The sequence below is a fragment of the Kitasatospora sp. NPDC032757 genome (assembly GCF_055579305.1).
The window spans coordinates 1-23,629 of the sequence record NZ_JBVINN010000035.1; the positions used below are offsets into that span (position 1 = coordinate 1).

A 23,629-nucleotide genomic window follows, 5' to 3' on the forward strand; every position below is an offset into this window, starting at 1 on the left:
GTTTTCCGGAGTTTCATTCATCGGACTTGCTTTCCGCCGCCCCTCTCGGTGCGACTCCGGAACTGTACGGGGACCGCCCCGCCACATGCAAATCGCCCCCGCCCGGGCATCCGGGCGGGGGCGATCAGGAGAACTTCCGGCCTGCTCAGCGGACCTCGGTGATCTCCGGGCCGCGGGCAAACGGGTCGAGCGCGGTGCCGCCGAAGCGGTTCTCGCTCTCGCCGGCAGTGGCGGCCGCCCCGCCACCGTCGGCGACCATCTGCGCGTCCTCGGGGAGCTTCAGCACGATCGGGTCGCGGGGGGCCATCGGGCTCTCGCCACGGACGACGACCGTCTGCTGGAAGACCTGCTCCAGGATTCCGGCCATCTCGGGCTGCACGGCGGCCTGGCCCGAGATCACGCCGCGGAGGAACCAGCGGGGCCCGTCGCAGCCGACGAAGCGCACCAGCTGGACGCCCTGCGTGCCGTCCGGCAGCTGCACGGGGACCTGGGCGCGGAGGTGCCAGCCCAGCGGGCCCTCCTCCTCGTCCACGATGCCGCCCTGCGAGGTGATGCCGTTGGCGATCTCCTCGCGGACCTCGCCCCAGATGCCCTCGGACTTGGGCGCCGCGAAGGCCTGCAGCTGGATGGCGCTGTTGCCGAGGACCAGCGTCGCGGCCACGATCGCGTCGCCGGCGACCTCGACGCGCAGTTCCATGCCCTCGACACCGGGGACCAGCAGGCCCCCGAGGTCCACGCGGCCCTCCTCCGGATTCTCCAGCTCGGAGTGGTCCCACGGACCGTCCGGCCGCGGGGCCGGCGGCAGCCCGACCCGGTCCGCCGGGTCCAGGTCGGTCTCGTTCTCGCTCTCGGCGGAACCTTCGACGTCATCGGCCGTCTCGTCGGCGCTGATGGCGTCGTCGGCGAGCTGCTCGACAGCGTCCTCGCTCTTCTGGCGACGACGGAACACGGTCACTGTCCTTCCCGGTCCAAGACCGATGCGAATACCTGCTCGGCTTCCTGCGAGGCCGCGGGCAGCCTAGACCGCGGCGTGGCCGCCGGTCGACCCGAACCCGCCCTCGGCCCGTGCCGACCCGGGAAGTTCGGCCACCTCGTGGAAGCGGGCCTTCTCGACCTGCTGGATGACCAGCTGGGCGATGCGGTCCCCTCGACGGAAGCTGACGGCCTCGCGCGGGTCCAGGTTGACGACGATCACCTTGATCTCTCCACGGTACCCGGCATCGACCGTCCCTGGGGCGTTCACCAGAGCAACTCCGCAACGAGCTGCGAGCCCGGAGCGGGGGTGGACGAAGGCCGCGTAGCCGTCGGGCAGCGCGATGGCGATCCCGGTGGGCAGGACGGCCCGCTCTCCAGGGGCCAGCTCGGCGTCGACGGTGGTCCTCAGGTCGGCACCGGCGTCACCGGGCTGCGCGTAGGCGGGCAGCGGCAGCTCGGCGTCGATTCGCCTGATCAGAACGTCGACGGGCGGACGGGGGGTCGTGCTCAAGGGTTCACCTCAAAGGCTCGGGCGCGCTTCATCAGATCCGGGTCGTCGAGGACCTTGTCGATGTCCTCCGGACGACCGTGCTTGGTGAAGTGTTCCAGCTTCACCTGGATGAAGAGCGCCTGCGCACGCACCGCGACCGGCCCGTCCGGGCCGCCGATCCGTGCCTCGGCGGCGCTGTAGATCTTGCGGCCGTGCACGCCGGTGATCCACGCCCGCACGTGCAGCACCGAGTCGACCGGCACCGGGCAGAGGAAGTCGGTCTCCAGCCGGCCGGTGACGGCGGGGGCGTGCAGCAGCCAGTTCAGCGTGCCGAGCGTCTCGTCCATCGCCGTGGTCAGCAGGCCGCCGTGGGCCAGGCCGGGTCCGCCCTGGTGGGCCGAGCGGACGGCGAACTCGGCGGTGACGTCGAGCCCCTCGCCCGCCACCGCGTCGATCCGCAGGCCGCCGGGGTGCTGCGGGCCGCAGCCGAAACAGTGCTCGTAGTGCGAGCCGAGCCGGGTGCCCGGGGCCGGGGCCTCGGGGGCGCGCGGCGGCAGCACGGCCTCCGGCGGCGGCGTGGTCGGCGACGGCGACCCGGCGGGCGCCGGCGACGTGGTCGGTGCCGGCGGCGTACTCGGCGCCGACTGGGCGGACGGGGAGGCGGGGGCGATGGAACCGGTCACGGCGCCCAACCCTACCGACCGGTAGCCGAAGGGGGACCGGGGGTGCCGTCCCGGGCCGCCCGTCACGGCGCCCACAATGGGGGCATGTACGACGAACGCCTCACCGTGCCGCGCTCCTGGTGGTTGCTCCCGGTCGCGATCGGGCTCACGCTCGCGCTGATCCTGCTGCGTCTCAGCGCGGTCGGCGCGTTGGTCGGGCTGGTGGTCGGCATCGCCGCCGGCGCGGCCGCGATCAGCAGCTACGGCTCCGCCCGGATCCGCGTGGTGCAGGGCTCGCTGGTCGCGGGCCCGGCCCGGATCCCGGTCGACGCCCTCGGCTCCGCGCACGCGCTCAGCCCCGCCGAGGCGGTGGCCTGGCGCGGGAGGAAGGCGGATCCGCGCGCCTTCATGCTGCTGCGCAGCTACGTGCCGACCGCCCTGCGCGTCGAGGTCAGCGACCCGGCCGACCCGACGCCGTACCTGTACCTGTCGACCCGCTCGCCGATGAAGCTGGCCGAGGCGCTCGACGAGGCACGCCGGGGCGCCCGCGCCTGACGGGGAGGGACGAACGCGCCCGGGCGTCCCCGGGAAACGGAGAGGGACGGTTCCGCGATGCGGGACCGTCCCTGTTGTCTCCGTGCTGCACGGGGTGCCGCCCGAGGTGCGGCACCGCGCGCAGCACAAGGTACTGCGCTGGTACTACCTGACTCCGTACTGCCGGTGCGGCCGCCTCGGCGGCCGCCGGAACTGCCGTCCGGCCCCGCTGCCCGGGGCCGGAAGGGGCGGTGTGCCGGTCTCGCTGGCTGCGAGCGCCGGACCATGGCCGCCCTCGTTCTCAGGCGCCGCAGTCCCGGCAGATCGGGTTGCCGTTCTTCTCGCTGTACAGCTGGCTGCGGTGGTGCACCAGGAAGCAGCTCATGCAGGTGAACTCGTCGGCCTGGCGCGGCAGCACCCGGACGGAGAGCTCCTCGTTCGAGAGGTCGGCGCCAGGAAGCTCCAGGCCCTCGGCCGCCTCGAACTCGTCGACGTCGACCGAGCTACCGGTCTTCTCGTTCCGCCGAGCCTTCAGTTCCTCGATGCTGTCCTCGTTGAGGTCGTCATCGGTCTTGCGTGGGGTGTCGTAGTCCGTTGCCATTTTTTCGCTCTCCCCCTCCGGGTTTGTGCGGTGTGTGCGGTATCTCCAGCGCACGTAACGCATGGGGGGTCGGTCTTGTGCCCGACCCGAGGCGGAGATTTTGCCTTACTTCAAGCCCTGTTACTCAATCGACACTCAGCCAGGGGTCCGTTGGGGTGATCCGCTGGGGGGCGGGGGGCCTCACGCTGGGCCATCACCGGCCCGCGATCGGGGCCGCCCGGCGGACACGGACAGTGATCGGCGACCGCGGGGGCTTCCGCCCATTCCCTTGCCCACCAGCGGCTCCCGCCAATCCACCGGGGCGAAACGGGCCGCCGATTCCCTCACGGACGGCGACCGGGACGCCGTTCACCATGATCACGCTCCGGGGTCGGGCCGCCCCGCGGAGCGACACGGTGTGAGCTTGCTCACGTTCCGAATGTTCCGGGGCAAACCACGGAAAATCCACCCAAGCGGAGCGGCCGGATCCACGACCCGCCGTGCTTGCGGTTCGTGTCCGGCCACTACCAGGCACCCGGCGACGGCCGGGCCGCCGTCGGTTACTGGGCGGCCTTCCGCGCGGCCCGGCGGGCCAGCAGCGCGGCCTGCCGCTCGTCGAACCTGGTCGCCTGCGCGTCCAGCCCGCCGAGGAAGACGCCGAGCTCGTCCTGGGCCTGCTGGCCGTCCGGGCCGAGGCCGTCGATCTCCATCACCCGGAGGTGGCGCAGCACCGGCTGCAGCACGTCGTCGTGGTGGATCCGCAGGTTGTAGACGCCGCCGATGGCGATCTGGGCGGCGGCCCGCTCGAAGCCGGGGATGCCGTGGCCGGGCATCCGGAAGTCGGTGACCACGTCGGCGATGGCTCGCATGGCCTGGTCGGGGGCGATCTCCAGGGCGGCCTTCAGCAGGTTCCGGTAGAAGACCATGTGCAGGTTCTCGTCGTTGGCGATCTTCGCCAGCAGCTGGTCGCAGAGCGGGTCGCCGGCGTGGTGGCCGGTGTTGCGGTGCGAGATGCGGGTGGCGAGCTCCTGGAAGGCCACGTACGCGACCGAGTGCAGCATGCTGTGCGCGTTGTCGGACTCGAAGCCCTCCGACATGTGGCTCATCCGGGCCCGCTCCAGCTCGTTCGGGTCGACGGCCCGGGTGGCGAGCAGGAAGTCGCGGATGGCTATCCCGTGCCGGCCCTCCTCGGCCGTCCAGCGGTGCACCCAGGTGCCCCAGGCGCCCTCCCGGCCGAACATGGTGGCGATCTCGTGGTGGTAGCTGGGGAGGTTGTCCTCGGTCAGCAGGTTGACCACCAGCGACACCCGGCCGAGCGGGGTCACCTGGGAATGCTCCACCGACCAGGCCTCGCCGCCCAGCACGCCGTCGAAGTCGCGGCCCTGGCTCCACGGGATGAACTCGTGGGGCATCCAGTCCTTGGCGACCTTCAGGTGGCGGTTGAGCTCCTTCTCGACGACCTCTTCGAGGGCCATGATCAGCCGCGCGTCGGTCCAGGCGCTCGATCCGAGGGAGGCGGTGCGCTGCACGGGGGCGATGGTCACGGTCTTGCTCCTGGGGGAACGGTCACGCGCGGGACGGGCGCGTTGGGCGGGCACGTCGGGGACGACGGTCGGGCTGCACTTACGGTTGCGTAGGTTACGTAACCGTAAGTTGCTCGGGCCGGAAATGACAAGCCGCCCCCGCCAGGCCTTATGTCGTCTTGACAGGCCTGACGGGGGCGGCTTGAGATGGTCGGCGCACGGAGCGCGGGGACGCCCGAACGGCGTAACGGGCCGAGGACGGCCCTGGGAGGCCGGTCAGGCCCCCGGGATGCGGACCCGCATGGTGAGGCCGCCACCGGCCCGCGGGGTGGCCTCGATGGTGCCTCCGTGCGCCCGGACCACCGAGCGCACGATGGAGAGGCCGAGTCCGACCCCCTTGTCGCTGCGGGTGCGGTCGGCGCCCTTGACCCGGCGGAATGGCTCGAAGATGTGTTCCAGCTCGTAGCCGGGGACGACCGGGCCGGTGTTCGAGACCGCGAGTTCGCCGCCACCGCCGGGCACCTCGGCGGTGGTGATCTCGACCCAGCCGCCGGCGGTGTTGTAGCGCACCGCGTTCTGCAGCAGGTTGAGCGCGAGCCGCTCCAGCAGGACGCCGTTGCCGCCGACCACGGCCGGGGTGAGCGTGGAGCGCACCTCGACCTCGCGCCGGTCGGCCTCGGCCCGGGTCTGCTCCAGGGCCCGGCCGGCCACCTCGGAGAGCTCCACCGTGCGGCGGTCGGTCAGCTCGTTCTCGCTCCGGGCGAGCAGCAGCAGGCCCTCCACCAGCTGTTCGCTGCGCTCGTTGGTGGCCAGCAGGGTCTTGCCGAGCTGCTGGAGGTCGGGGGAGGCCGCCGGGTCGGAGAGCTGGACCTCCAGCAGGGTGCGGTTGATCGCCAGCGGGGTGCGCAGCTCGTGCGAGGCGTTGGCGACGAAGCGGCGCTGGGAGTCGAAGGAGCGGTCGAGCCGGTCGAGCATGTCGTCGAACGTGTCGGCGAGCTCCTTGAGCTCGTCGTCCGGACCGTCCAGCTCGATCCGCCGGTGCAGGTCGGAGGAGGCCACCTCGCGGGCGGTGCGGGTGATCCGCCCGAGCGGGCGCAGCACCCGGCCGGCCATGGCGTAGCCGGCGACGAAGGCGATCACCGCGAGGCAGACCAGCACCGTGAGGGACTTGCGCAGCAGGGTGTTGAGGGCCGCGTTGGAGGCGACGTCGTGCCGGGCGGCGAGGTACTGGTTGAACTGCTCGCTGGTCATCGGCACGCGGTTGACGGTGACGTCACTGCCGAAGACGAACGGCGGCGGCGCCACGTCGTGCAGGGCCTGCCGGACGAAGAAGTACATCAGCAGCAGCAGGACCACGCCGGCCATCAGGAACATCCCGCCGTACAGCAGGGTGAGTCTCATCCGGATGGTCGGGCGGAACGGCAGCCAGGCGAGCATGCCGTCGCCGGGGACGTAGGCGTCGTTCGACGCCTGGTGCAGCCGGGGCGCGCGGGGCGGTTGCACGGGCCTGGGCGGCACGGCGCGCGGGCCGCCGGCGGGCGCGCCGGAGGGCCCGCCGGCCGGGGGCGGGGTGGTCATGGTGTTCCTCTCGGAGCGTCCGCCGGAAGCGGGCGCGGAAGGCCGGCCGCGGGGGCCGGAGGGATCAGATCCGGTAGCCGGAGCCCGGGACGGTGACGATCACGGGCGGGTCGCCGAGCTTGCGGCGCAGCGTCATGACGGTGACCCGTACGACGTTGGTGAACGGGTCGGTGTGCTCGTCCCAGGCCTTCTCCAGCAGCTGTTCGGCGGAGACGACGGCGCCGCCGGCCCGCATCAGCACCTCCAGGACGGCGAACTCCTTGGGGGCGAGCTGGACGGGGCGCCCGTCTCGGATCACCTCGCGGCGGCCCGGGTCGAGCGAGATGCCCGCGCGCTCCAGCACGGGCGGCAGCGGAACGGTCGCGCGGCGGCCCAGCGCCCTTACCCGGGCGACGAGTTCGCTGAAGGCGAACGGCTTCGGAAGGTAGTCGTCGGCGCCGATCTCCAGGCCCTCGACCCGGTCGCTGATGTCACCGGAGGCGGTCAGCATGATCACCCGGGTGGCCAGCCCCTGGTCGACCACGCTGCGGCACACGTCGTCGCCGTGGACCAGCGGCAGGTCGCGGTCGAGGACCACGACGTCGTAGTCGTTGACCGCGATGCGCTGGAGCGCGGCCTCCCCGTCGTACACCACGTCGACGGCCATCGCCTCGCGGCGCAGGCCGGTGGCGACGGCCTCGGCGAGCAGCTGCTCGTCCTCGACGACGAGAACCCGCACGGTCGTTGTCCCTTCTCCAGGCCGGCCCCGGAAGCGGACGCACGGCTCCGACGGTGCCTCCATCCTGCCTGGTCCTGCGGTAAAGCAGCGATAAGCTGCCCCGGGGGCACGGCCGTCCCGACGGCGCGATCATGGGGGAGAGCGCGGTTCGTACCGGGAACACTCCGGTTGGACTGTGACACAGGCAACTTTCTCGCCCCGGGAGGTTTCTCCCGTCCGGGGGTGGGGAGGACAGGTGCACACCCGCGATCTGGCTGTTGGCCGATCGCACCCACCCGCCGTGCGTTCATCCGCGCCGGCCCTGGGGCTGGGGCGTCACCGGGAGCGGCCGAGGGCCGTCTCCGCGCCCGACCGGAGATCTCGACCCGCCGGATCGGACGCTTCCGCTGACCACCACGACCCCGGGGCGGGGGACGCACGAACGTGCACGTCCGACACAGTAAGGGGGCCCGTATGGACGCCTTCACCGCCGGAATCCTGCAGCGCATAGCCAACGCCGAGCAGGACCTGCACCGCGCGATCGAGGCCGGGGACGAATTCCTGGCCGAGGTGGAGCAGTCCGAGCTGGACGATCTCCGCCGGCTCGCCGCCGAACACGGCGTGGACACGGTGCTGGAGCGCCACCGCACCGCCGCCTGATCCACCCGTCCCGACCGACCCGACGCCGGACTTCCGGCACCAGCGGCCCTCCGGGGACCGTGAGCAACCTGCGAAACCCAAGCCCTGGCATCCCCTGTATGCCAGGGCTCTTCCTTGCCCGGCCCCCGACGACCGGCCCCCGACCCGCCCGTCCGGCCCCCGGCCCGTCGGCAGGGGGCCGCCACGACCTAGTCGGCCCAGGCGCGCAGCCGCGCCAGCCGCTCCTGGAGCGGCTGGTACACGCCGGGCGCGGCGGCGACGGTCAGCTCGCCGTCCGGGCCGTGGCCCGGGCGGCCGCCGACCATGGCGCCGGCCTCGGCGGCGATCAGGCAGCCCGCGGCCCGGTCCCAGGGGGCGAGCCCGCGCTCGTAGTAGCCGTCCAGCCGCCCGGCGGCGACATCGCAGAGGTCCACGGCTGCGGCCCCGCCCCGGCGGATGTCACGGACCTCCGGCATGAGTGCGAGCAGCACCTCGGCCTGCCGGATCCGTACCTGCTGCACGTAGTTGAATCCGGTGCCGATCAGCGCCTGCCCCCACGGCGGGGCCGGGCGGGCGGAGAGCGGCCGGCCGTCCAGGTGGGCACCGCGGCCGAGCACGGCGTGGAACAGCTCGCCGCGGGCGGGGGCGTACACCACGCCGACGACCGCCTCGCCGTCCAGCTCCGCTGCCACGCTGACGGCCCAGGACGGAAGCCCGTACAGGTAGTTGACGGTGCCGTCGAGCGGGTCGACGACCCAGCGGACCCCGCTGGTGCCGGGCCGGTCGGCCCCCTCCTCGCCGAGGTAGCCGTCGGCCGGGCGGCGGGCGCCGATCAGCTCCAGGAGGAGCTTCTCGGAGGCGAGGTCCATCTCGGTGACGACGTCGACCGGGCTGCTCTTGGTGCCCGCCACGCCCAGGTCGGCGGGCCGGCCGTCGCGCAGCAGCGCGCCCGCCCGCCGGGCGGCGTCCAGGGCGACGTCGAGCAGTTCGTCGAGCAGTTCGGGGCTGGGCACGGGCTCTCCTCGGAGGGGGTCAGCGCTCGGCGGCGGCCGGGCGCGGGGCGCGCGGGTTGGGGCAGCAGGCCACCGCGCAGACGTCGTGGCCGGGGCCGAGCGCGCCCAGGGCGCAGCGGGTCACGGCCTCGCCGCGCTCGATGGCGGCCCGCTCCAGGACGAGTTCGCGGACGGCGGCGGTGAACCGGGGGTCGGCTCCCACGGTGGCGGCGCGGGCGACCGGCAGGCCGAGTTCGGCGGCCTTGGCCACCGCCTCGGTGTCCAGGTCGTACTTGACCTCCATGTGGTCGGAGACGAAGCCGATCGGGACCATCACCACGGCCGGCGCGCCGTCGGCGTGCTGGGCCTCCAGGTGGTCACAGATGTCGGGTTCCAGCCACGGGATGTGCGGGGCGCCGCTGCGGCTCTGGAAGACCAGCTCCCAGGGCCGGTCCGCGACGCCGGTGCGCTCGGCGACGGCGGCGACGACCAGCCGGGCCACGTCCAGGTGCTGGGCGACGTACGCGCCACCGGGCCGGCCGCGGGCCGGGTCGTCCGGGGCACCGGAGGTCTCGGCCATGGTGTCCGGGATGGAGTGGGTGGTGAACGCCAGCCGGGCGCCGGCCCGGACCTCCTCGGGCAGCCGGTCCAGCGCGGCCACGGTGGCGTCGGTCATCGGCCCGACGAAGCCGGGGTGGTTGTAGAAGTGGCGCAGCTTGTCGACCCGCAGGGCGGGCTGCCCCTCCTCGGCCAGCTGCGCGAGCGCGTCGGCGAGGTTCTCCCGGTACTGGCGGCAGCCCGAGTACCCGGCGTAGGCGCTGGTGGCGAGGACGGCGACGCGGCGGTGCCCGTCGGCGGCGATCTCGCGCAGGGTGTCGACCAGGTAGGGCGCCCAGTTCCGGTTGCCCCAGTAGACCGGGAGGCCGAGGCCGTGGTCGGCGAAGTCCTTGCGCAGCGCGGCCAGCAGCTCGCGGTTCTGCTCGTTGATCGGGCTCACGCCGCCGAACATGAAGTAGTGCTTGCCCACCTCCTTGAGCCGCTCCTTCGGGATGCCCCGGCCGCGGGTGACGTTCTCCAGGAAGGGGACGACGTCCTCGGGGGCCTCGGGCCCGCCGAAGGAGAGCAGCAGCAGGGCGTCGTACGGCTGGGCCGCGATCGGAGCGGCGCCGGAGGGTGAGGGATTGCGCACGTCGGACATGCGACCGATCCTGCCATTGAGGGGCCGGACCACGTCGGCTGGGCCGCACCGGGCGACCGGAAAATACTGTTTGCCAACGTACGTAAGCTGTCTGGGCCAGCCCCGTTCCTTACCCCCGCGGAGCCACCGTGCTGTCCAGCTACCGCCAGATATTCGCCGCCCCCGGCAGTCTGGCCTTCTCCTCCACCGGGTTCATAGCCCGCCTGCCGATCTCCATGACCGGCATCGGCATCGTGACCATGCTCTCCCAGCTGAGAGGGTCGTTCGGGGTCGCGGGCCTGGTGTCGGCGACCCTGGCGGTCTCCGCCGCGGTGCTGGGGCCGCAGGTCTCCCGGCTGGTGGACCGGCACGGGCAGCGCCGCATCGTGCTGCCGGCCATGGCGATCACCGTCGCCGCCGCCGTGGGGCTGCTGCTCTGCGCCCGGTTCGAGGCCCCCGACTGGACGCTCTTCGTCTTCGCCGCCGGCATGGGCGTCATGCCGAGCACCGGCGCGATGGTCCGCGCCCGCTGGGCCCACCTCTACCGGGACGAGGCGCCCAAGCTGCACACCGCGTACTCCTTCGAGGCCGTGGTCGACGAGGTCTGCTTCATCGTCGGCCCGATCCTCTCCATCGGCCTGGCCACCTCCGTCTTCCCCGAGGCCGGGGTGCTGCTCGCCGGGCTCTTCCTCGCCGTCGGCGTGGTGCTGTTCGCCGGGCAGCGCTCCACCGAGCCCCCCGTCCACCCGGCCGCCCGGCACACCGGCAGCTCGGTGATCCTCAACCGCGGGCTGCAGGTGCTGATCCTCACCTTCGTCGCCACCGGGGCGATCTTCGGCTCGGTGGAGGTCGTCACCGTCGCCTATTCCAAGGCCCAGGGGCACGAGGCCGTCTCCAGCGTGATCCTGGCACTCTGGGCGCTCGGCTCCTGCCTGGCCGGGGTGGTGTTCGGCACCCTGAAGCTCACCGGGTCGATGGCCGGCCGCTTCTTCGGCGGCGTCCTCTTCATGGCGCTCAGCATGGCGCCGCTGCTGCTGGTCGCGGAGTCGGTGCACGGGGTCGGCGGGCTGGTCGCGGTCGGCGTCGCGCTGCTGGTCGCCGGCATCGCCATTTCCCCCACCCTGATCACCGCGATGGCCCTGGTCGAACGGCTCGTCCCGGCCGCCCAGCTCACCGAGGGCATGACCTGGACGACCACCGGGCTGGCCCTCGGCGTCGCGCTCGGCTCCTCCACCGCCGGCTGGGTGGTCGACGCGGCCGGGGCCGCCGCCGGCTACTGGGTGCCGCTGACCGCCGGGGCGTTCGGCGTGGTCGCAGCCCTGGCCGGACTCGGCCGCCTGAGGGCCGGGCTGTCGTCCGCCGAGGCCGCCCAGCCCGCCGGACAGACCGTAGACCTCGAACGGTGAACTGACTACTCTCCTCCCTACTCGCGGGCCTACCCGCGGGTAGGGCGGCGGCGCCGCCCCGGAGCGAGCCGACACCGTTCGGCCACGGAGCAGGAGGCACCGCATGCCCCAGGCCAGTACCGCACCCCGCACCCGCTGGACCAACTGGGCCGGCAACCAGAGCGCCCACCCGGCCAAGGTGGTCACGCCCGGCACGGCGGAGGAGCTGGCCAAGGAGATCCTGCGCGCAGCCGACCAGGGCCGCACCGTCAAGGCGGTCGGCTCCGGCCACTCCTTCACCTCGATCGCCTCCGCCGGGGACGGCGTCCTGGTCCGCCCGTACGCGATGACCGCCGTCCGCGAGATCGACCGCGAGGCCGGCACCGTCACCGTCGAGGCCGGCCTGCCGCTGGCCCGGCTCAACCGCCTGCTCGCCGCCGCCGGGCTCTCGCTCACCAACATGGGCGACATCGAGGTCCAGACCGTGGCCGGCGCCACCAGCACCGGCACCCACGGCACCGGCCGGGACTCCGGCTCGCTCGCCGCCCAGATCCGCGCCCTGGAGATCGTCCTCGCCGACGGCAGCGTCCGGCACTGCTCCCCCACCGAGAACCCGCGGCTCTTCGAGGGCGCCCGGCTCGGCCTCGGCGCCCTCGGCGTGATCACCGCGCTCACCTTCGCCGTCGAACCGGCCTTCCTGCTCACCGCGCACGAGCAGCCGATGCGCTTCGACGAGGTCCTGGAGCGGCTCGACGACCTCACCGCCGTCAACGAGCACTTCGAGTTCTACTGGTTCCCGCACACCGACCGCTGCTCGACCAAGCGCAACAACCGCAGCCAGGGGCCGGCCGCCTCGCTGCCCCGGTTCAAGGAGTGGCTGGAGGACGACTTCCTCTCCAACACCGTCTGGGAGGGAGCCTGCCGGGTCGGCCGGCGCTTCCCCGGCACCGTGCCCGCCATCGCCTCGCTGGCCAGCCGCGCCTGGTCGGACCGCAGCTACACCGACACCGCGTACAAGGTGTTCACCAGCCCCCGCAAGGTCCGCTTCGTGGAGATGGAGTACGCGGTGCCGCGCGAGGAGGTCGCCGAGGTGCTGCGCGAGCTCCGGGCCATGATCGAACGCTCCGACTGGAGGATCAGCTTCCCCGTCGAGGTGCGGTTCGCCCCCGCCGACGAGCTCTGGCTCTCCACCGCCGGCGGCCGGGACAGCGCCTACATCGCCGTCCACCTCTACCGGGGCACCGCCGAACAGGGCTACTTCACCGAGGTGGAGAAGCTGATGACCGCCCACCGCGGCCGCCCGCACTGGGGCAAGCTGCACACCCGCGACGCCGACTACCTCGCCGGGGTCTACCCGCACTTCGCCGACTTCACGGCGCTGCGGGACGAGCTCGACCCGGAGCGCCGCTTCGGCAACGACTACCTGCGGCGGGTGCTCGGGGCCTAGGCGTCCGGCCGGTCCCGCCCGCCGATCCGGCAGGCCCGGCCGGAGAGGGCCGAGGTCCTGTCCGGCCGGTCTCGCGCGCCCGGCAAGACCGGCCGGAAGGGCCTAGTTCACCGGCTGTCCGGTGGGGGCGGCGGCCTGCGGGGAGACCGCGGCGGGCGCGCCGCTCGGGGCGGGCGGCTGCGGGGCCGCCTCGCCGGACGGCCCGGCGCCCCCGCTCGGGCTCGCCGCACCGGACGCGCCGGCGGACGGCTCGGTGGAGGACCCGGTGGACCGACCGGCGGACGGCGTGGAGCTGGGGCCCGACGACGGGGAGGCCTTGCCGCTGCTCCCGGCGCTCGGGCTCGCGCCCGGGGAGGCCGGCGCCGAGGCGCCGCCGTCCTTCCCGGCCGACGGGCTTGCGCCACCCTGCGACGGGACGCCCGAAGGCCCGCCCGTGGGGTCACCGGCCGGACGGCCGGACGGGGCCGACGGGGCCGGCGGCTTCGGACTCACCGTGCCACCCAGCGAGGTGCCACTGCCCGACTCGCCCTTCACCGTGGCCGACACCGGCTGCCCGGTGGCCAGTTCGAAGCCGACGATCGGCGTCATCGCCAGGAGGAAGACCAGCCCGGACACCGCCGCGTACGTCTTCCACGTCCACCGCCGACGCGCCCGGACCACCTGCGGCGCGTTCCACTCCGGGGAGATCGCCGGCGTGCCGGAGGCCGGCACCTGGCGGAGCCCGTTCACCTCCGGCCCGGGACCGGTCCGGTCCACCGCGTCGCGCAGGTGTTCGCCGGTGCGCCGGAAGACGTGCTGGAACACCGCACCTCCGGTAGTCGCCCCGAGGCTCACCACCGCCGCGCCCAGAATCGTGCCGTAGACGCCGAGTTCGGAGGCGAGCAACGCCCCCACCACGGCGGCGAGTGCACTGGCCGCGACCTGAGCCACACTCAGATCAATTCGCCTGCGACCTTCCGCGCCGCCCTCCCCGGCGGCCTTCTCGGCGGACTTCTGCTCCGGCATCAACATCCCTCGGTCCGTACGACTGTCTTCGAACAAGTCGCTCCATCTTGCCCAAAGAAGGACACAAGGGGCGAAAATGCGGTTCTGCGCGGGAGATATATGTGAAGATGATCACCGTCCACCGGCTGATCGTCGGCGATCGGGGGTGCGCGCTCTTGAGATTCCCGTGAATCGCGGGAGACTTGAGCGGCGAGCCGCCCCTTTGGATGCCACGAATGGAGTACTGTTCGTAAAGCCTGAGCCCTGGGTCGACTTGTCGACTGGCCATCAACCGCCAGATTGACAAAGAGCCACGGCGCAGGCACGCACGGCGACGCCCGTCCCGGATCGTCGCGATCACTGCGCGTGCGAGGACGGTCGGGATACCCAGGCGCGACGTCAACAGGTGACGTGGCAAAAAGGCAACCGTGCCACAGCGGCGCGTCCGGGCCTAAGCCCGACACGCCGGGGAACTCAGCAAGGTTGTGGCCAGTCGCGAGCGGGCAGGCCACACTCAGTACGGGAGCAGCGACGCAGGTGACGTCGGCAGGCACCACCCGGGAGGTAACCGTGCCCGAACTGCGGGTTGTGGCCGTCAGCAACGACGGCACACGGCTGGTGCTCAAGGCTGCCGACAGCACGGAGTACACCCTCCCCATCGACGAGCGGCTGCGAGCCGCCATCCGTGGTGACCGTCCGCGCCTCGGCCAGATCGAGATCGAGGTGGAGAGCCACCTCCGCCCCCGCGACATCCAGGCGCGGATACGAGCCGGTGCCTCCGCCGAGGAGGTCGCGCAGGCCGCCGGCATCTCCGTCGACCGCGTCCGCCGCTTCGAGGGGCCCGTGCTCGCCGAGCGCGCCTTCATGGCCGAGCGGGCCCGCAAGACCGCCATCCGCCGGCACGGCGAGTCCACCGGACCGCAGCTGGGCGAGGCCGTCGCCGAGCGGCTCGCGCTGCGCGGCGCCGAGAAGGACACCGAGCGCTGGGACTCCTGGCGGCGCGACGACGGCACCTGGGAGGTCATCCTCTCCTACCGGGCCGAGGGCGAGGGCCGCAGCGCGTCCTGGACGTACGACCCGCCGCGGCGCCTGGTCCAGCCCAACGACGACGAGGCCCGCGCGCTGATCGGCGAGAACGTCGAGCGCGAGGAGGAGTCGGTCTTCCCGTTCATCCCGCGGATCGCCCGGCTCCCCCACGACCGGCCGTTGCGCCCGATGATCGACCGGCCCTCGGCGGACCGCATCATGTCGGCCCGCGAGGTGCGCGAGGGCCGCGAGGCCACCGCCGAGTCGCGCGACTCGCTGACCAGCCTGCTCGACGTCGTCCCCGCCTTCCGCGGTGACCTCGCCGTCGGTGCACCGCCGCCGATCGAGCCGGTGCCCGCGGAGGTCGCCGAGGAGAGCGAGGAGCCGGCAGCCGCCGCCCCCGCGGTCGGCGCGGGCTCGGCGTACGCGGACATCCTGATGCCGCGGGCCGTCGCCCCGCACCGCGAGCGGCTGGTCGGGACGACCGACCGGCAGGCGGAGGCGGACGGCGTCCGGCCCGGACGCCGCGCCACCGTGCCGAGCTGGGACGAGATCGTCTTCGGCAGCCGGCGCAAGAAGCAGGAGTAGCCGTCATTGTCGGCGAAGGGGTGGAGGGCCGACCGGCCTTCCACCCCTTCGCCGCGTCACCGGCCGTGCCACCGCACCCTCGTACTGCCGGCGTCGTACGACCGCGGCTCCGTACGACCGGCGTCGCACCGCCGACTCCGTGCCACCGGCGTCGCACCGCCGGCGGGACGCGGCCGGCTCAGCCCGGCTGGTCGGTGACCGCCACCGGGCGGCTCCCGTCGCTCGACCACTCGCTCCACGAGCCCGGGTACAGCGTGGCCGGCAGGCCCGCCACCGCCAGCGCCAGGATCTGGTGCGCCGCCGTCACACCCGAACCGCAGTACACCGCGGTCTCCCGCTCCCCCGCACCCAGCGCGCGGAACCGCTCGGCGAGTTCGGCGGCCGGCCGGAACCGCCCGTCCGGGCCGACGTTCTCGGTGGTCGGCGCGGAGACCGCCCCTGGGATGTGCCCGGCACGCGGGTCGATCGGCTCGGTCTCCCCCCGGTAGCGCTCCCCGGCCCGGGCGTCCAGCAACAGCCCCGTCCGGGCCCAGGCCGCCGCGCCGTCCCCGTCCACCGTCGGCAACTGGCCCGGCGCCGGCTTGAAGTCACCCTCCTCGGGCGTCGGCACCTCGGCGGTCACCGGCAGCCCGGCCGCCTGCCAGGCGGCGAACCCACCGTCCAGCACCCGCACGTCCGGGTGGCCGGCCCAGCGCAGCAGCCACCAGGCCCGGGCCGCGGCCAGCGAGGTGGCGCCGTCGTACACCACGACCGGGCGGCCGGTGGAGACCCCGAAACGGCGCAGCGCGGCGCCCAACTCCTCGACGTCGGGCAGCGGGTGGCGGCCGCCTCGCCCGGGCGGACCGGCCGGGGCCGCGAGGTCGGTGTCCAGCTCGACGAAATGGGCGCCCGGGAGATGGCCGGCCGTGTAGTCCTCGATCCCGGGCGGACCGCCGAGCTGCCAGCGCACGTCGAGCAGGACCGGCGGGAGATCCGAGGCGAGCGCCTCCCGCAGGCCGGCCACCGAGACCAGCGGGGAGTCATCGTGAGAAGTCGTCATGCCGGTCATTCTTGCGCAGGGCCACCAACTCGACGCTCTTTGTGCGGTCTTTGCCGGACTTTCCGCGCGGCCCGGGGGTTCGGCGCGCGCCAGGGTGGAACCATCACCCTCACGTGCGCAGCTCCGTGCGCCGTCCGCCCCGTGAGGAGGCCCGCATGCCTGCGGTGAAGCTCCGGCTGGCCCAGGGCACGCCGTGCTGGGTCAGCCTGATGACCGACGACCTCGCCGGCGCCCGCGCCTTCTACGGCGAGCTGCTCGGCTGGACGTACACGCCGGGCCCCACCCAGCTCGGCGCCTACGTGCGGGCCGAGTCGGGCGGCGCCCCGGTCGCAGGTCTCGGCGTCTCCGCGGCGACGGGCTTCCCCGTCCAGTGGACGACCTACTTCGCGGTGGACAGCGCCGACCGGACGGCCCAGCTGGTGCGCGAGTGCGGCGGCACGGTGGCGGTCGGTCCGCTGCAGGCCGAGCGGGCCGGCCGGCTGGCGATCGCGGCCGACGTGTCCGGTGCGGTCTTCGGGCTCTGGCAGGGTGAGGAGCACACCGGCCGGGAGGCGGGCCCCGAGCCCGGCGGTCCCGCCTGGGCGGAGCTGCTCACCCCGGACGAGGAGGGTGCGGCGGTCTTCTACGGCGCGGTGCTGGGGCGGCCGGTGGCGCCGGGCGCCGACGGGTCGGCGCTGCTGGTGGACGGCCGGCCGGTGGCGGGCATCCGGTCCGGCGCCGAGCTGCGCGGGCATGCGCCGCGCTGGCGGGTCCATTTCGCCGTCCGGGACGCGGTGTTGACGGCCCGTCGGGCGGTGGAGCTGGGCGGCCGGGTGCTGGTGGAGCCGCACGTGACGGGGCTCGGCCGGCTGGCGCGGCTGGCCGACCCGCAGGGCGGGCACTTCTCCGTACTGGAAACGGGCCTCTGACCGAGGGCTCTCAGGCCTGCTGTTCCTCGAAGGGCAGCACGTCCGGGGAGAGCACCGAGGCGCGGGCGGTCGCGGCGGTGAGCCGGCGGCGGTGGTGGCGGCGGCAGAGCACCTCGTAGCCGACCTCGTCCTCCCGCACCGTGATGTCGCCGATCACGACCTGGGCGCCCTCGACCACCATGACGCCGCCCACCGTCCGGGCGTTGTGGGTGGCGCGCGCGCCACACCAGCAGAGCGCCTCGACCTGGAGCACCTCGACCCGGTCGGCCAGTTCGATCAGCCGCTGGGAGCCGGGGAAGAGCCTCGTCCGGAAGTCGGTGGTGATGCCGAAGGTGAAGACGTCGATGCCGAGCTCGTCGACCACCCGGGCCAGCTGGTCGACCTGTTCGGCGGCGAAGAACTGGGCCTCGTCACAGATCAGGTAGTCCACCCGGCCGCCGGCCGAGAGCCGGTGCACGACGTGGGCGTGGAAGTCGAAGTCGTCGGTGACCTCGACCGCCTCGGCCTGCAGGCCGAGCCGGCTGGAGATGGTGGCCGCGCCGGCGCGGTCGTTGCGGGTGAGGATGATCCCCTGCCGACCGCGGGCGGCGTGGTTGTGGTCCATCTGGAGCGCGAGCGTCGACTTCCCGCAGTCCATCGTGCCCGAGAAGAACACCAGTTCAGCCATGGGTGGAGCAGAGGCCTTTCAGAGAGGGGGAGTTCACGCGGAGCGGGGGGTTCACGCGCGGACTTCGAGCAGGGGCACGAACTGCTCGACCGGGGTCATCGAGCCGTGCAGGCCGATCATCGCGGACTCGCCGGGCTCGTTGCGGGAGGCGACCACGGCGATGTCGTCACGGGCCGCGGCGACCACGTCGCCGATCCGGTGGTAGACCCGGTCGTCCACCGAGGGGCCGAACCAGCCGGCGGCGATCGCCTCGTCCCGGGTCGCCACCCACATGCGGTCGCCGAGCACCTCGCTCCAGACCGTGTACACGTCGGCGGCGGCCCCCGGCACGGCGTACACGTGCCGGGCCCGGCCCTCGCCGCCGAGCAGCGCGACACCGGCGCCGAGCTCCCAGTCCTCGTCGAAGTCGACCCGGTCCTCGGGGGCGATGTCGATCATGCCGTGGTCGGCGGTGACGTACATCGCCGACCGCGGCGGCAGCTGCTGGGCCAGCCGCCGGGCCAGCCGGTCCACCGCGTCCAGTGTCATCCGCCACTCGTCGGAGTCCACCCCGAACCGGTGCCCGGCACCGTCCAGCTCGCTGACGTAGGTGTAGACGAGGGCGCGGTCGTGCTCGGCCAGCCAGGCGGCGGCCTGGTCCATCCGCTCCTCGCCGGTGGTCCGGCCGAGGAAGGAGCCGCCGGAGAGCGCCACCCGGGTCAGCGGGGTCTGGGCGAACAACGGCGAGGACACCTGGGCGGTCGCCACCCCGGCGGCGTCGGTCTGCTCGAACACCGTCGGGTACGGCTGCCAGAGCGCCGGATCGGTGTGCGGCTGCCAGCGCAGCTGGTTCATCAGGTAGCCGGCGCCCGGCACCGCCACCGTGTAGCCGGCCAGGCCGTGCAGGCCCGGCGGGGTCCCGGTGCCCACCGAGGCCAGCGAGGTCGCGGTGGTCGACGGGAAGCCGGCGGTCAGCGGGCGGCCGGTGCCGCCCAGCGAACTGCCGGCCAGCGAGGAGAGGAACGGCGCGTACTCGGGGTGGCGCAGCAGCAGCTCCCAGCCGAGGCCGTCGACCAGGAACACCACCACCCGGTCGGCGGGCGCGATCGGCAGCGTCGCGGTGAACCCGGGCACACCGAGGCCGGCCGCCACCGAGGGCAGGAGGTCGCAGAGCGAGCCGCTGCCGTAGAGGGGCGCCGGGGCGGTGGCGGGGTCGAGGATCTCGAAGGCGTTGTAGCCGTCGGGGGCGAAGGACATGGGTGAGGGGCTGGCTTCCTGGCTTCGGTGGCGTCGTCGTGCGTCAGGTCCCGGCGCACGTCGTCGTGCGTCGCCGGCTCAGACCCGTGGGCTGTTGCTGATCGTCGCGTCGGACAGCGCCCGGGCGAACACCAGCGCCTGGGCCACCGTCTCGGGACCGTCGCCGGCCTCGCTGACCCGCAGTGACAGGTCGTCAGCGGTGGCCGAACCGGTGTAACCGTGGTCCGCCTCGCAGTTCGGGTCCGAACAGCCGGCCGGCTCCAGGTCCAGGCGCTGCACCGCGCCCCAGCCGATGGTCAGCACGACCTCGCGCGGCAGCGTCCCCGGGGTGTACGTCTCCGGGTTGGCGACCATCCGGCTCACCACGACCGAACCGATCCGGTCCAGCCGGACACTCTCGGTCGAGGTCGTCGCGTACGGCACGGCCGGGCCTGCGCCGTCGCCGGACTGCTCGTCGGTGTGGCTCACCACGAACCGGGTCGGGGTCAGCACCAGCACGGTCACGTGCCGGCGGACCTCGTTGGCGTCGAAGGTGGTCTCCTGGTGCACCAGGTAGGAGCTGATCGGCTCGGGACCCACCGCGGACTCGACCGCCTCGGACACCAGGGCCGGGTAGTAGCCGCTGCGCTCGATCGCCGAGCGCAGGTCCTGAGTGGTGGTGGTACCGGTCTTCGCCATAACTCCATCCTGGCATGGTCCGCCGACGAAGCGGGCGGCACGGCGCCGAGCTTCCGGGCAACAGCGCCCCCGGACAGGGCGCAACCAAGGAAGGTTACAGCGTGCTCATGGCGCGCGGGCCCAGATCGCTGCGGACGGGCAGGGGTGCGATCCGCACTCGCGCCCCCAGGATCGCCAGCCCGTGCGGGGCGACGACCACGGGTTCGAGATCCACCGAGGCGACCTCCGGGAGGTCGTCCACCAGGCGGGAGACCCGCAGCAGCACCTCCTCCAGCGCGTCGGTGTCCACCGCCTCGGCGCCGCGCCAGCCGAACAGCAGGGGCGCCGCCCGGACCTCCCGGATCAGCCCGGCCACGTCCTGGTCGGTGGCCGGGACCAGTCGGTGGGCAACGTCACCGAGCAGCTCGGCAGGAGCGCCGGCCAGGCCGAAGGAGAGGATCGCGCCGACCGCCGGGTCCACGGTGGCGCCGATCACGGTGTCCACACCGCGCGGGGCCAGCCGCTGGACCACCAGCTCGGCCTGGGCGGCCCCGCCGAGCAGCGCGTCCAGCTCACGGTGGGCCCGGCGCAGCCCCGGCTCGCCGGTGAGGTCCAGCCGGACGCTGCCGAGGTCGGGGCGGTGGCGCAGGTGCGGGGCGGTGGCCTTCAGCGCGACGGGGTAACCGAGCGTCGCGGCCGCACGTACGGCGCCCTCCTCGTCGGTCGCGGGCAGCGTCGGCGAGACGTCGATGCCGTAGCGGGCGAGCAGCGCCGTCGTGTCCGCGTCCGGCAGCGTGATCCGCGCGCCCCCCGGCTGGGTCCGGGCGGAGAAGGTGCGGCGCGTAGCGCCACGAACAACGGTGGTGGTGGGCGACGGGCGGGCGGTCCGGGTGCTCAGCGCCGCCTCGACCAGGGCCCGGGCGCCCGACTCGTCGATCCGGTCCAGCTCAGGGACGCGGGCCGTCTCCTCCGCCTCGGCCATCCGGTGCCGCCACTGGGCGTAGTGGACGGCGTGCGCGAGGGCGCGGACGGCCCGCTCGGGCGCGGGGTAGGCGGGGATGCCGCCCGGCCGCAGCCGGTTCGGCAGATCGGTCAGCGCCAGATGGGCGAGCACCAGCGGCTTGCCCAACTCCCTCGCCCGCTCACCCGCTTCGAGCAGCGCGGCGGCGATCTCCGGGTCGTCGGAGCCCATCTCCGGATCGTCCGGGCCGGTCAGCCGGCCACCCATGAACGCATGTGCCGACGTGCCGATCGGCGGGATGGCAACGGCGATCACCGCGTCCACCCCCGGGTCGCCCAGCGCCACGTCCAGCGCGATCCGGAAGTTCTCTCCGGTCGCGGCGGTCGTCAGGTCCACGGGCGTCCGCGGCCGCAGCCCGGCGCTCAGGCAGGCGTCATGGGTGAGCAGGCCGAGCGAGTCCGAATTGCCGACCACCGCGACCCGGTCCCCGGACGGCAGCGGCTGCAGGGCCAGCAGCTCCCCCGTGTCGTACAGCTCGGTGATCGTCTCCACCCGGGTGACGCCGGCCTGCTCGAACAGCGCGTCCACGGTGGCGTCGCGCAGCCCGGTCGCGGTGGCCGGTACGGCATGGCCCGGCGGCAGGCTGCCGGTGTGGCGGGCGCCCTTCACCACCACGATCGGCTTGGCGGCGGCCAGCCGGCGGGCGATCCGGGTGAACTTGCGGGGGTTGCCGAAGGACTCCAGGTAGAGCAGCACCACCTCGGTGGCGGGATCCTCCGCCCAGTACTGGAGGAAGTCGTTGCCGGAGACGTCCGAGCGGTTGCCGACCGAGGCGAAGGAGGAGACGCCGAGCCCCCGGCGGTGGGCCGCCTCCAGCAGGGCCACGCCGATCGCACCCGACTGGCAGAAGATGCCGAAGCCGCCGCGCCGCGGCAGCACCGGCGCGAGCGAGGCGTTCAGCGGGCGGTCGGCGTCGGTGTTGACCAGACCGAAGGCGTTCGGGCCGATCACCCGCATACCGGCCGCCCGCGCCTGGCGGACCAGGGCACGCTGGCGGTCCCGGCCCTCCGGCCCGGTCTCCGCGTAGCCGGCGGTGACCACCACCAGACCCTGCACCCCGTGCGCACCGCACTCGGCGACCGCGGCGGGGACGGCGGCGGACGGCACCGCGATCACCGCGAGATCCACCGGGCCCGGGATCTCCAGGATCGAACGGTGCACCGGGACACCGTCCAGCTCTGTACCGGGCGGCGCGTTGCGGTTCACGGCGTAGACGCGGCGGTCGTCGTCCGCGTCCTTGGCCCCGGAGCCCTTGGCCTCGGAGCCCTTGGCCGCGAGGTGACCGGCCCCGAGGTGACCGGCCCCGAGGTCACTGGCCCCGAGGTCACCGGCCCCGAAGTCCTTGGCCTCGAATCCGCCGAGCAGATCGCGCAGGATCGCCCGGCCGACGGTCTGCGGGTTGCGCGACACCCCGAGCACCGCCACCGAACGCGGAGTGAGCAGCCGCTGCACGGACCTCGCCTCCGCGCGGTGCTCGCGCGCCCTCATCACCGCGAGTGAGGCCGCGGTCGGCTCCAGGTCGAACTCCAGGTGGACCACACCGTCGGCGAAGCTGCGGTGCTGGGTGTAGCCGGCATCGGTGAAGACCTTCACCATCTTGCGGTTCTCCGGCAGCACCTCCGCCTGGAAACGGCGGATACCGCGCTCCTGCGCCACCGCCGCGATGTGTTCCAGCAACGCGGAGGCCACCCCGCGGCCCTGGTGCGCGTCCTGCACCAGGAACGCCACCTCCGCATCGGTACCGGTGTCCGACGGACGGCCGTCGGGGTCGATCCGGTCGTAGCGGACGGTCGCGATGAAGCGGTCCCGGATCACCACGGCCAGGCCCACCCGGTTGACGAAGTCATGGTGGGTGAAACGACGGACGTCCTTGTCGGACAGCCGCGGATACGGCGCGAAGAAGCGGAAGTACTTGGACTGGTCCGACACCTGTTCGTAGAACTCCACCAGCCGCCCGGCGTCCGCGGGCGTGATCGGCCGGATCCGGGCCGTGCCGCCGTCCCGCAGCAGGATGTCGGCCTCCCAGTGCTGCGGGTAGTCCGGCCCGGCATGCTCGGGGTGGTGCGCCGACGCCGGCTTCGGGCCGTGCTTCGGGCCGTGCTGCGCGCCTTGCGTCCGGCCGTGCTGCGGGCCCAGCTCGGGGTGCGGTACCGCGGAGTCGTCCACATTCGTCAGGTTATCCGGCTGCGAGCCGAATGGCGCCGGGCGTGCGGCCACGGCAGGGTGAGCAGGACCGCCCAGCGGCCCGGCAAGGCCGCTGGCCGGGGCTTATGCCCTCACTTATGCCCCCGAAAGAAACAATCACAAGTCCTGAACGCGGCGGCTCGAAGGGGCCACCTGCATGCAACACTGGTCTAGACAACATGGCCGCCACCCCTAGCACGGCCGTGACCAGCTTCACCGGAAAGGCACGTCTCATGGCTGAGCGCCGCGTCACCATCGGTTGGGCCGAGGGCCTGCACGCCCGTCCCGCCGCCGTCTTCGTCAAGGCCGTCACGGCCACCGGCGTGCCGATCACCATCGCCAAGCCCGGCGGCAAGCCGGTCAACGCCGCCTCCCTGCTCGGCCTGCTCGGCCTCGGCGCCCAGGGCGGCGAAGAGGTCGTCCTCGCCTCCGACGCCGAGGGCGCCGACGAGGCCCTCGACCGCCTCGCCAAGCTGGTCCAGGAGGGCCTCGACGAGCTGCCGGCCGCCGCCTGAGCCAGTTCTCGATCACAGAAGCGGCCGGCAGCGAGCGCACCGCCGGGTGCTTCTTTTTGTTCCCTTGGCGAAAAACGCGGAAGGGGGCCCAACGACCCCATGGCCCCCCTTCTTTTAGGGGTTCC

The 23,629-nt window shown here is 73.4% G+C and carries 22 protein-coding genes; 7 read left to right on the plus strand and 15 right to left on the minus strand.

What is annotated here, in order from left to right:
* Positions 1-145: 145 nt before the first annotated feature.
* The 3 genes from ACZ5WK_RS29845 to ACZ5WK_RS29855 form a co-directional block, all read right to left on the minus strand.
* Positions 146-949 carry a DUF3710 domain-containing protein gene (locus tag ACZ5WK_RS29845; protein ID WP_465551914.1) on the minus strand — a complete coding sequence of 268 codons (804 nt, stop codon included), beginning with the start codon at positions 947-949 and terminating at the stop codon, positions 146-148.
* 69 nt (positions 950-1,018) lie between these two features.
* Complete coding sequence (dut, locus tag ACZ5WK_RS29850) at positions 1,019-1,486, minus strand: dUTP diphosphatase (protein WP_396323726.1); 468 nt, start codon at positions 1,484-1,486, stop codon at positions 1,019-1,021.
* Positions 1,483-2,025 (minus strand): PaaI family thioesterase, encoded by a 543-nt coding sequence (locus ACZ5WK_RS29855; RefSeq protein WP_465552028.1) that lies wholly within the window; start codon positions 2,023-2,025, stop codon positions 1,483-1,485. Before ACZ5WK_RS29855 ends, dut begins: the two co-directional genes overlap by 4 nt.
* A gap of 207 nt (positions 2,026-2,232) precedes the next feature.
* Here ACZ5WK_RS29855 and ACZ5WK_RS29860 point away from each other — a divergent pair, with 207 nt between their 5' ends.
* Positions 2,233-2,682: a DUF3093 domain-containing protein gene (locus tag ACZ5WK_RS29860; protein WP_465551916.1), complete on the plus strand. Its 450-nt coding sequence runs from the start codon at positions 2,233-2,235 to the stop codon at positions 2,680-2,682.
* A gap of 280 nt (positions 2,683-2,962) precedes the next feature.
* On the opposite strand, the gene ACZ5WK_RS29865 is transcribed toward ACZ5WK_RS29860, so the two are convergent.
* The 4 genes from ACZ5WK_RS29865 to ACZ5WK_RS29880 form a co-directional block, all read right to left on the minus strand.
* Positions 2,963-3,262, minus strand: coding sequence for a DUF4193 domain-containing protein (locus tag ACZ5WK_RS29865; protein WP_148642658.1), 300 nt, complete (start codon positions 3,260-3,262; stop codon positions 2,963-2,965).
* A gap of 539 nt (positions 3,263-3,801) precedes the next feature.
* Positions 3,802-4,785 carry an acyl-ACP desaturase gene (locus tag ACZ5WK_RS29870; protein WP_465551918.1) on the minus strand — a complete coding sequence of 328 codons (984 nt, stop codon included), beginning with the start codon at positions 4,783-4,785 and terminating at the stop codon, positions 3,802-3,804.
* A 255-nt stretch (positions 4,786-5,040) separates the two neighbouring features.
* Complete coding sequence (locus ACZ5WK_RS29875; RefSeq protein WP_465551920.1) at positions 5,041-6,342, minus strand: sensor histidine kinase; 1,302 nt, start codon at positions 6,340-6,342, stop codon at positions 5,041-5,043.
* Positions 6,343-6,406: 64 nt separating this feature from the next.
* Positions 6,407-7,060 carry a response regulator transcription factor gene (locus ACZ5WK_RS29880; protein ID WP_148642660.1) on the minus strand — a complete coding sequence of 218 codons (654 nt, stop codon included), beginning with the start codon at positions 7,058-7,060 and terminating at the stop codon, positions 6,407-6,409.
* 453 nt (positions 7,061-7,513) lie between these two features.
* Between ACZ5WK_RS29880 and ACZ5WK_RS29885 the strand changes: the two genes are divergently transcribed.
* Positions 7,514-7,699 (plus strand): hypothetical protein, encoded by a 186-nt coding sequence (locus ACZ5WK_RS29885; protein ID WP_030301315.1) that lies wholly within the window; start codon positions 7,514-7,516, stop codon positions 7,697-7,699.
* 188 nt (positions 7,700-7,887) lie between these two features.
* Here the strand turns inward: ACZ5WK_RS29885 and ACZ5WK_RS29890 are convergent, their stop codons facing one another.
* Both ACZ5WK_RS29890 and ACZ5WK_RS29895 read right to left on the minus strand, forming a co-directional pair.
* A complete protein-coding gene (locus tag ACZ5WK_RS29890) occupies positions 7,888-8,691 on the minus strand; it encodes an inositol monophosphatase family protein (protein WP_465551923.1) in 804 nt (267 codons plus the stop codon).
* A 19-nt stretch (positions 8,692-8,710) separates the two neighbouring features.
* Entirely contained in the window at positions 8,711-9,868 is a 1,158-nt protein-coding gene (locus tag ACZ5WK_RS29895; RefSeq protein ID WP_465551925.1) for a ferrochelatase, read from the minus strand.
* 128 nt (positions 9,869-9,996) lie between these two features.
* Between ACZ5WK_RS29895 and ACZ5WK_RS29900 the strand changes: the two genes are divergently transcribed.
* Both ACZ5WK_RS29900 and ACZ5WK_RS29905 read left to right on the plus strand, forming a co-directional pair.
* Positions 9,997-11,253, plus strand: a complete 1,257-nt coding sequence (locus ACZ5WK_RS29900) for an MFS transporter (protein ID WP_465551927.1) — start codon at positions 9,997-9,999, stop codon at positions 11,251-11,253.
* 103 nt (positions 11,254-11,356) lie between these two features.
* Positions 11,357-12,679, plus strand: a complete 1,323-nt coding sequence (locus ACZ5WK_RS29905; RefSeq protein ID WP_465551929.1) for a D-arabinono-1,4-lactone oxidase — start codon at positions 11,357-11,359, stop codon at positions 12,677-12,679.
* Between the two features lie 102 nt (positions 12,680-12,781).
* Here ACZ5WK_RS29905 and ACZ5WK_RS29910 read toward each other — a convergent pair whose 3' ends face one another.
* The gene (locus ACZ5WK_RS29910) at positions 12,782-13,684 is read right to left on the minus strand and encodes a hypothetical protein (RefSeq protein WP_465551931.1); all 903 of its coding nucleotides are present in this window, start codon (positions 13,682-13,684) and stop codon (positions 12,782-12,784) included.
* Positions 13,685-14,200: 516 nt separating this feature from the next.
* Between ACZ5WK_RS29910 and sepH the strand changes: the two genes are divergently transcribed.
* A complete protein-coding gene (gene sepH, locus ACZ5WK_RS29915; RefSeq protein ID WP_396323735.1) occupies positions 14,201-15,277 on the plus strand; it encodes a septation protein SepH in 1,077 nt (358 codons plus the stop codon).
* Positions 15,278-15,455: 178 nt separating this feature from the next.
* On the opposite strand, the gene ACZ5WK_RS29920 is transcribed toward sepH, so the two are convergent.
* Entirely contained in the window at positions 15,456-16,316 is an 861-nt protein-coding gene (locus ACZ5WK_RS29920) for a sulfurtransferase (protein ID WP_465551933.1), read from the minus strand.
* A gap of 155 nt (positions 16,317-16,471) precedes the next feature.
* Between ACZ5WK_RS29920 and ACZ5WK_RS29925 the strand changes: the two genes are divergently transcribed.
* Positions 16,472-17,224, plus strand: a complete 753-nt coding sequence (locus tag ACZ5WK_RS29925) for a VOC family protein (protein WP_465551935.1) — start codon at positions 16,472-16,474, stop codon at positions 17,222-17,224.
* Positions 17,225-17,234: 10 nt separating this feature from the next.
* Here ACZ5WK_RS29925 and ACZ5WK_RS29930 read toward each other — a convergent pair whose 3' ends face one another.
* From ACZ5WK_RS29930 to ACZ5WK_RS29945, 4 genes are all read right to left on the minus strand, one after another.
* Positions 17,235-17,891, minus strand: a complete 657-nt coding sequence (locus ACZ5WK_RS29930) for a thymidine kinase (protein ID WP_209415384.1) — start codon at positions 17,889-17,891, stop codon at positions 17,235-17,237.
* Positions 17,892-17,942: 51 nt separating this feature from the next.
* Complete coding sequence (locus ACZ5WK_RS29935) at positions 17,943-19,127, minus strand: alkaline phosphatase family protein (RefSeq protein ID WP_465551937.1); 1,185 nt, start codon at positions 19,125-19,127, stop codon at positions 17,943-17,945.
* A 78-nt stretch (positions 19,128-19,205) separates the two neighbouring features.
* On the minus strand, positions 19,206-19,805 hold the full coding sequence (locus tag ACZ5WK_RS29940; RefSeq protein ID WP_396323740.1) for a DUF5998 family protein: 600 nt from the start codon (positions 19,803-19,805) through the stop codon (positions 19,206-19,208).
* 94 nt (positions 19,806-19,899) lie between these two features.
* The gene (locus ACZ5WK_RS29945; protein ID WP_465552032.1) at positions 19,900-22,818 is read right to left on the minus strand and encodes a bifunctional acetate--CoA ligase family protein/GNAT family N-acetyltransferase; all 2,919 of its coding nucleotides are present in this window, start codon (positions 22,816-22,818) and stop codon (positions 19,900-19,902) included.
* A 404-nt stretch (positions 22,819-23,222) separates the two neighbouring features.
* Between ACZ5WK_RS29945 and ACZ5WK_RS29950 the strand changes: the two genes are divergently transcribed.
* On the plus strand, positions 23,223-23,504 hold the full coding sequence (locus ACZ5WK_RS29950) for an HPr family phosphocarrier protein (protein ID WP_396323741.1): 282 nt from the start codon (positions 23,223-23,225) through the stop codon (positions 23,502-23,504).
* Positions 23,505-23,629 lie beyond the last annotated feature (125 nt).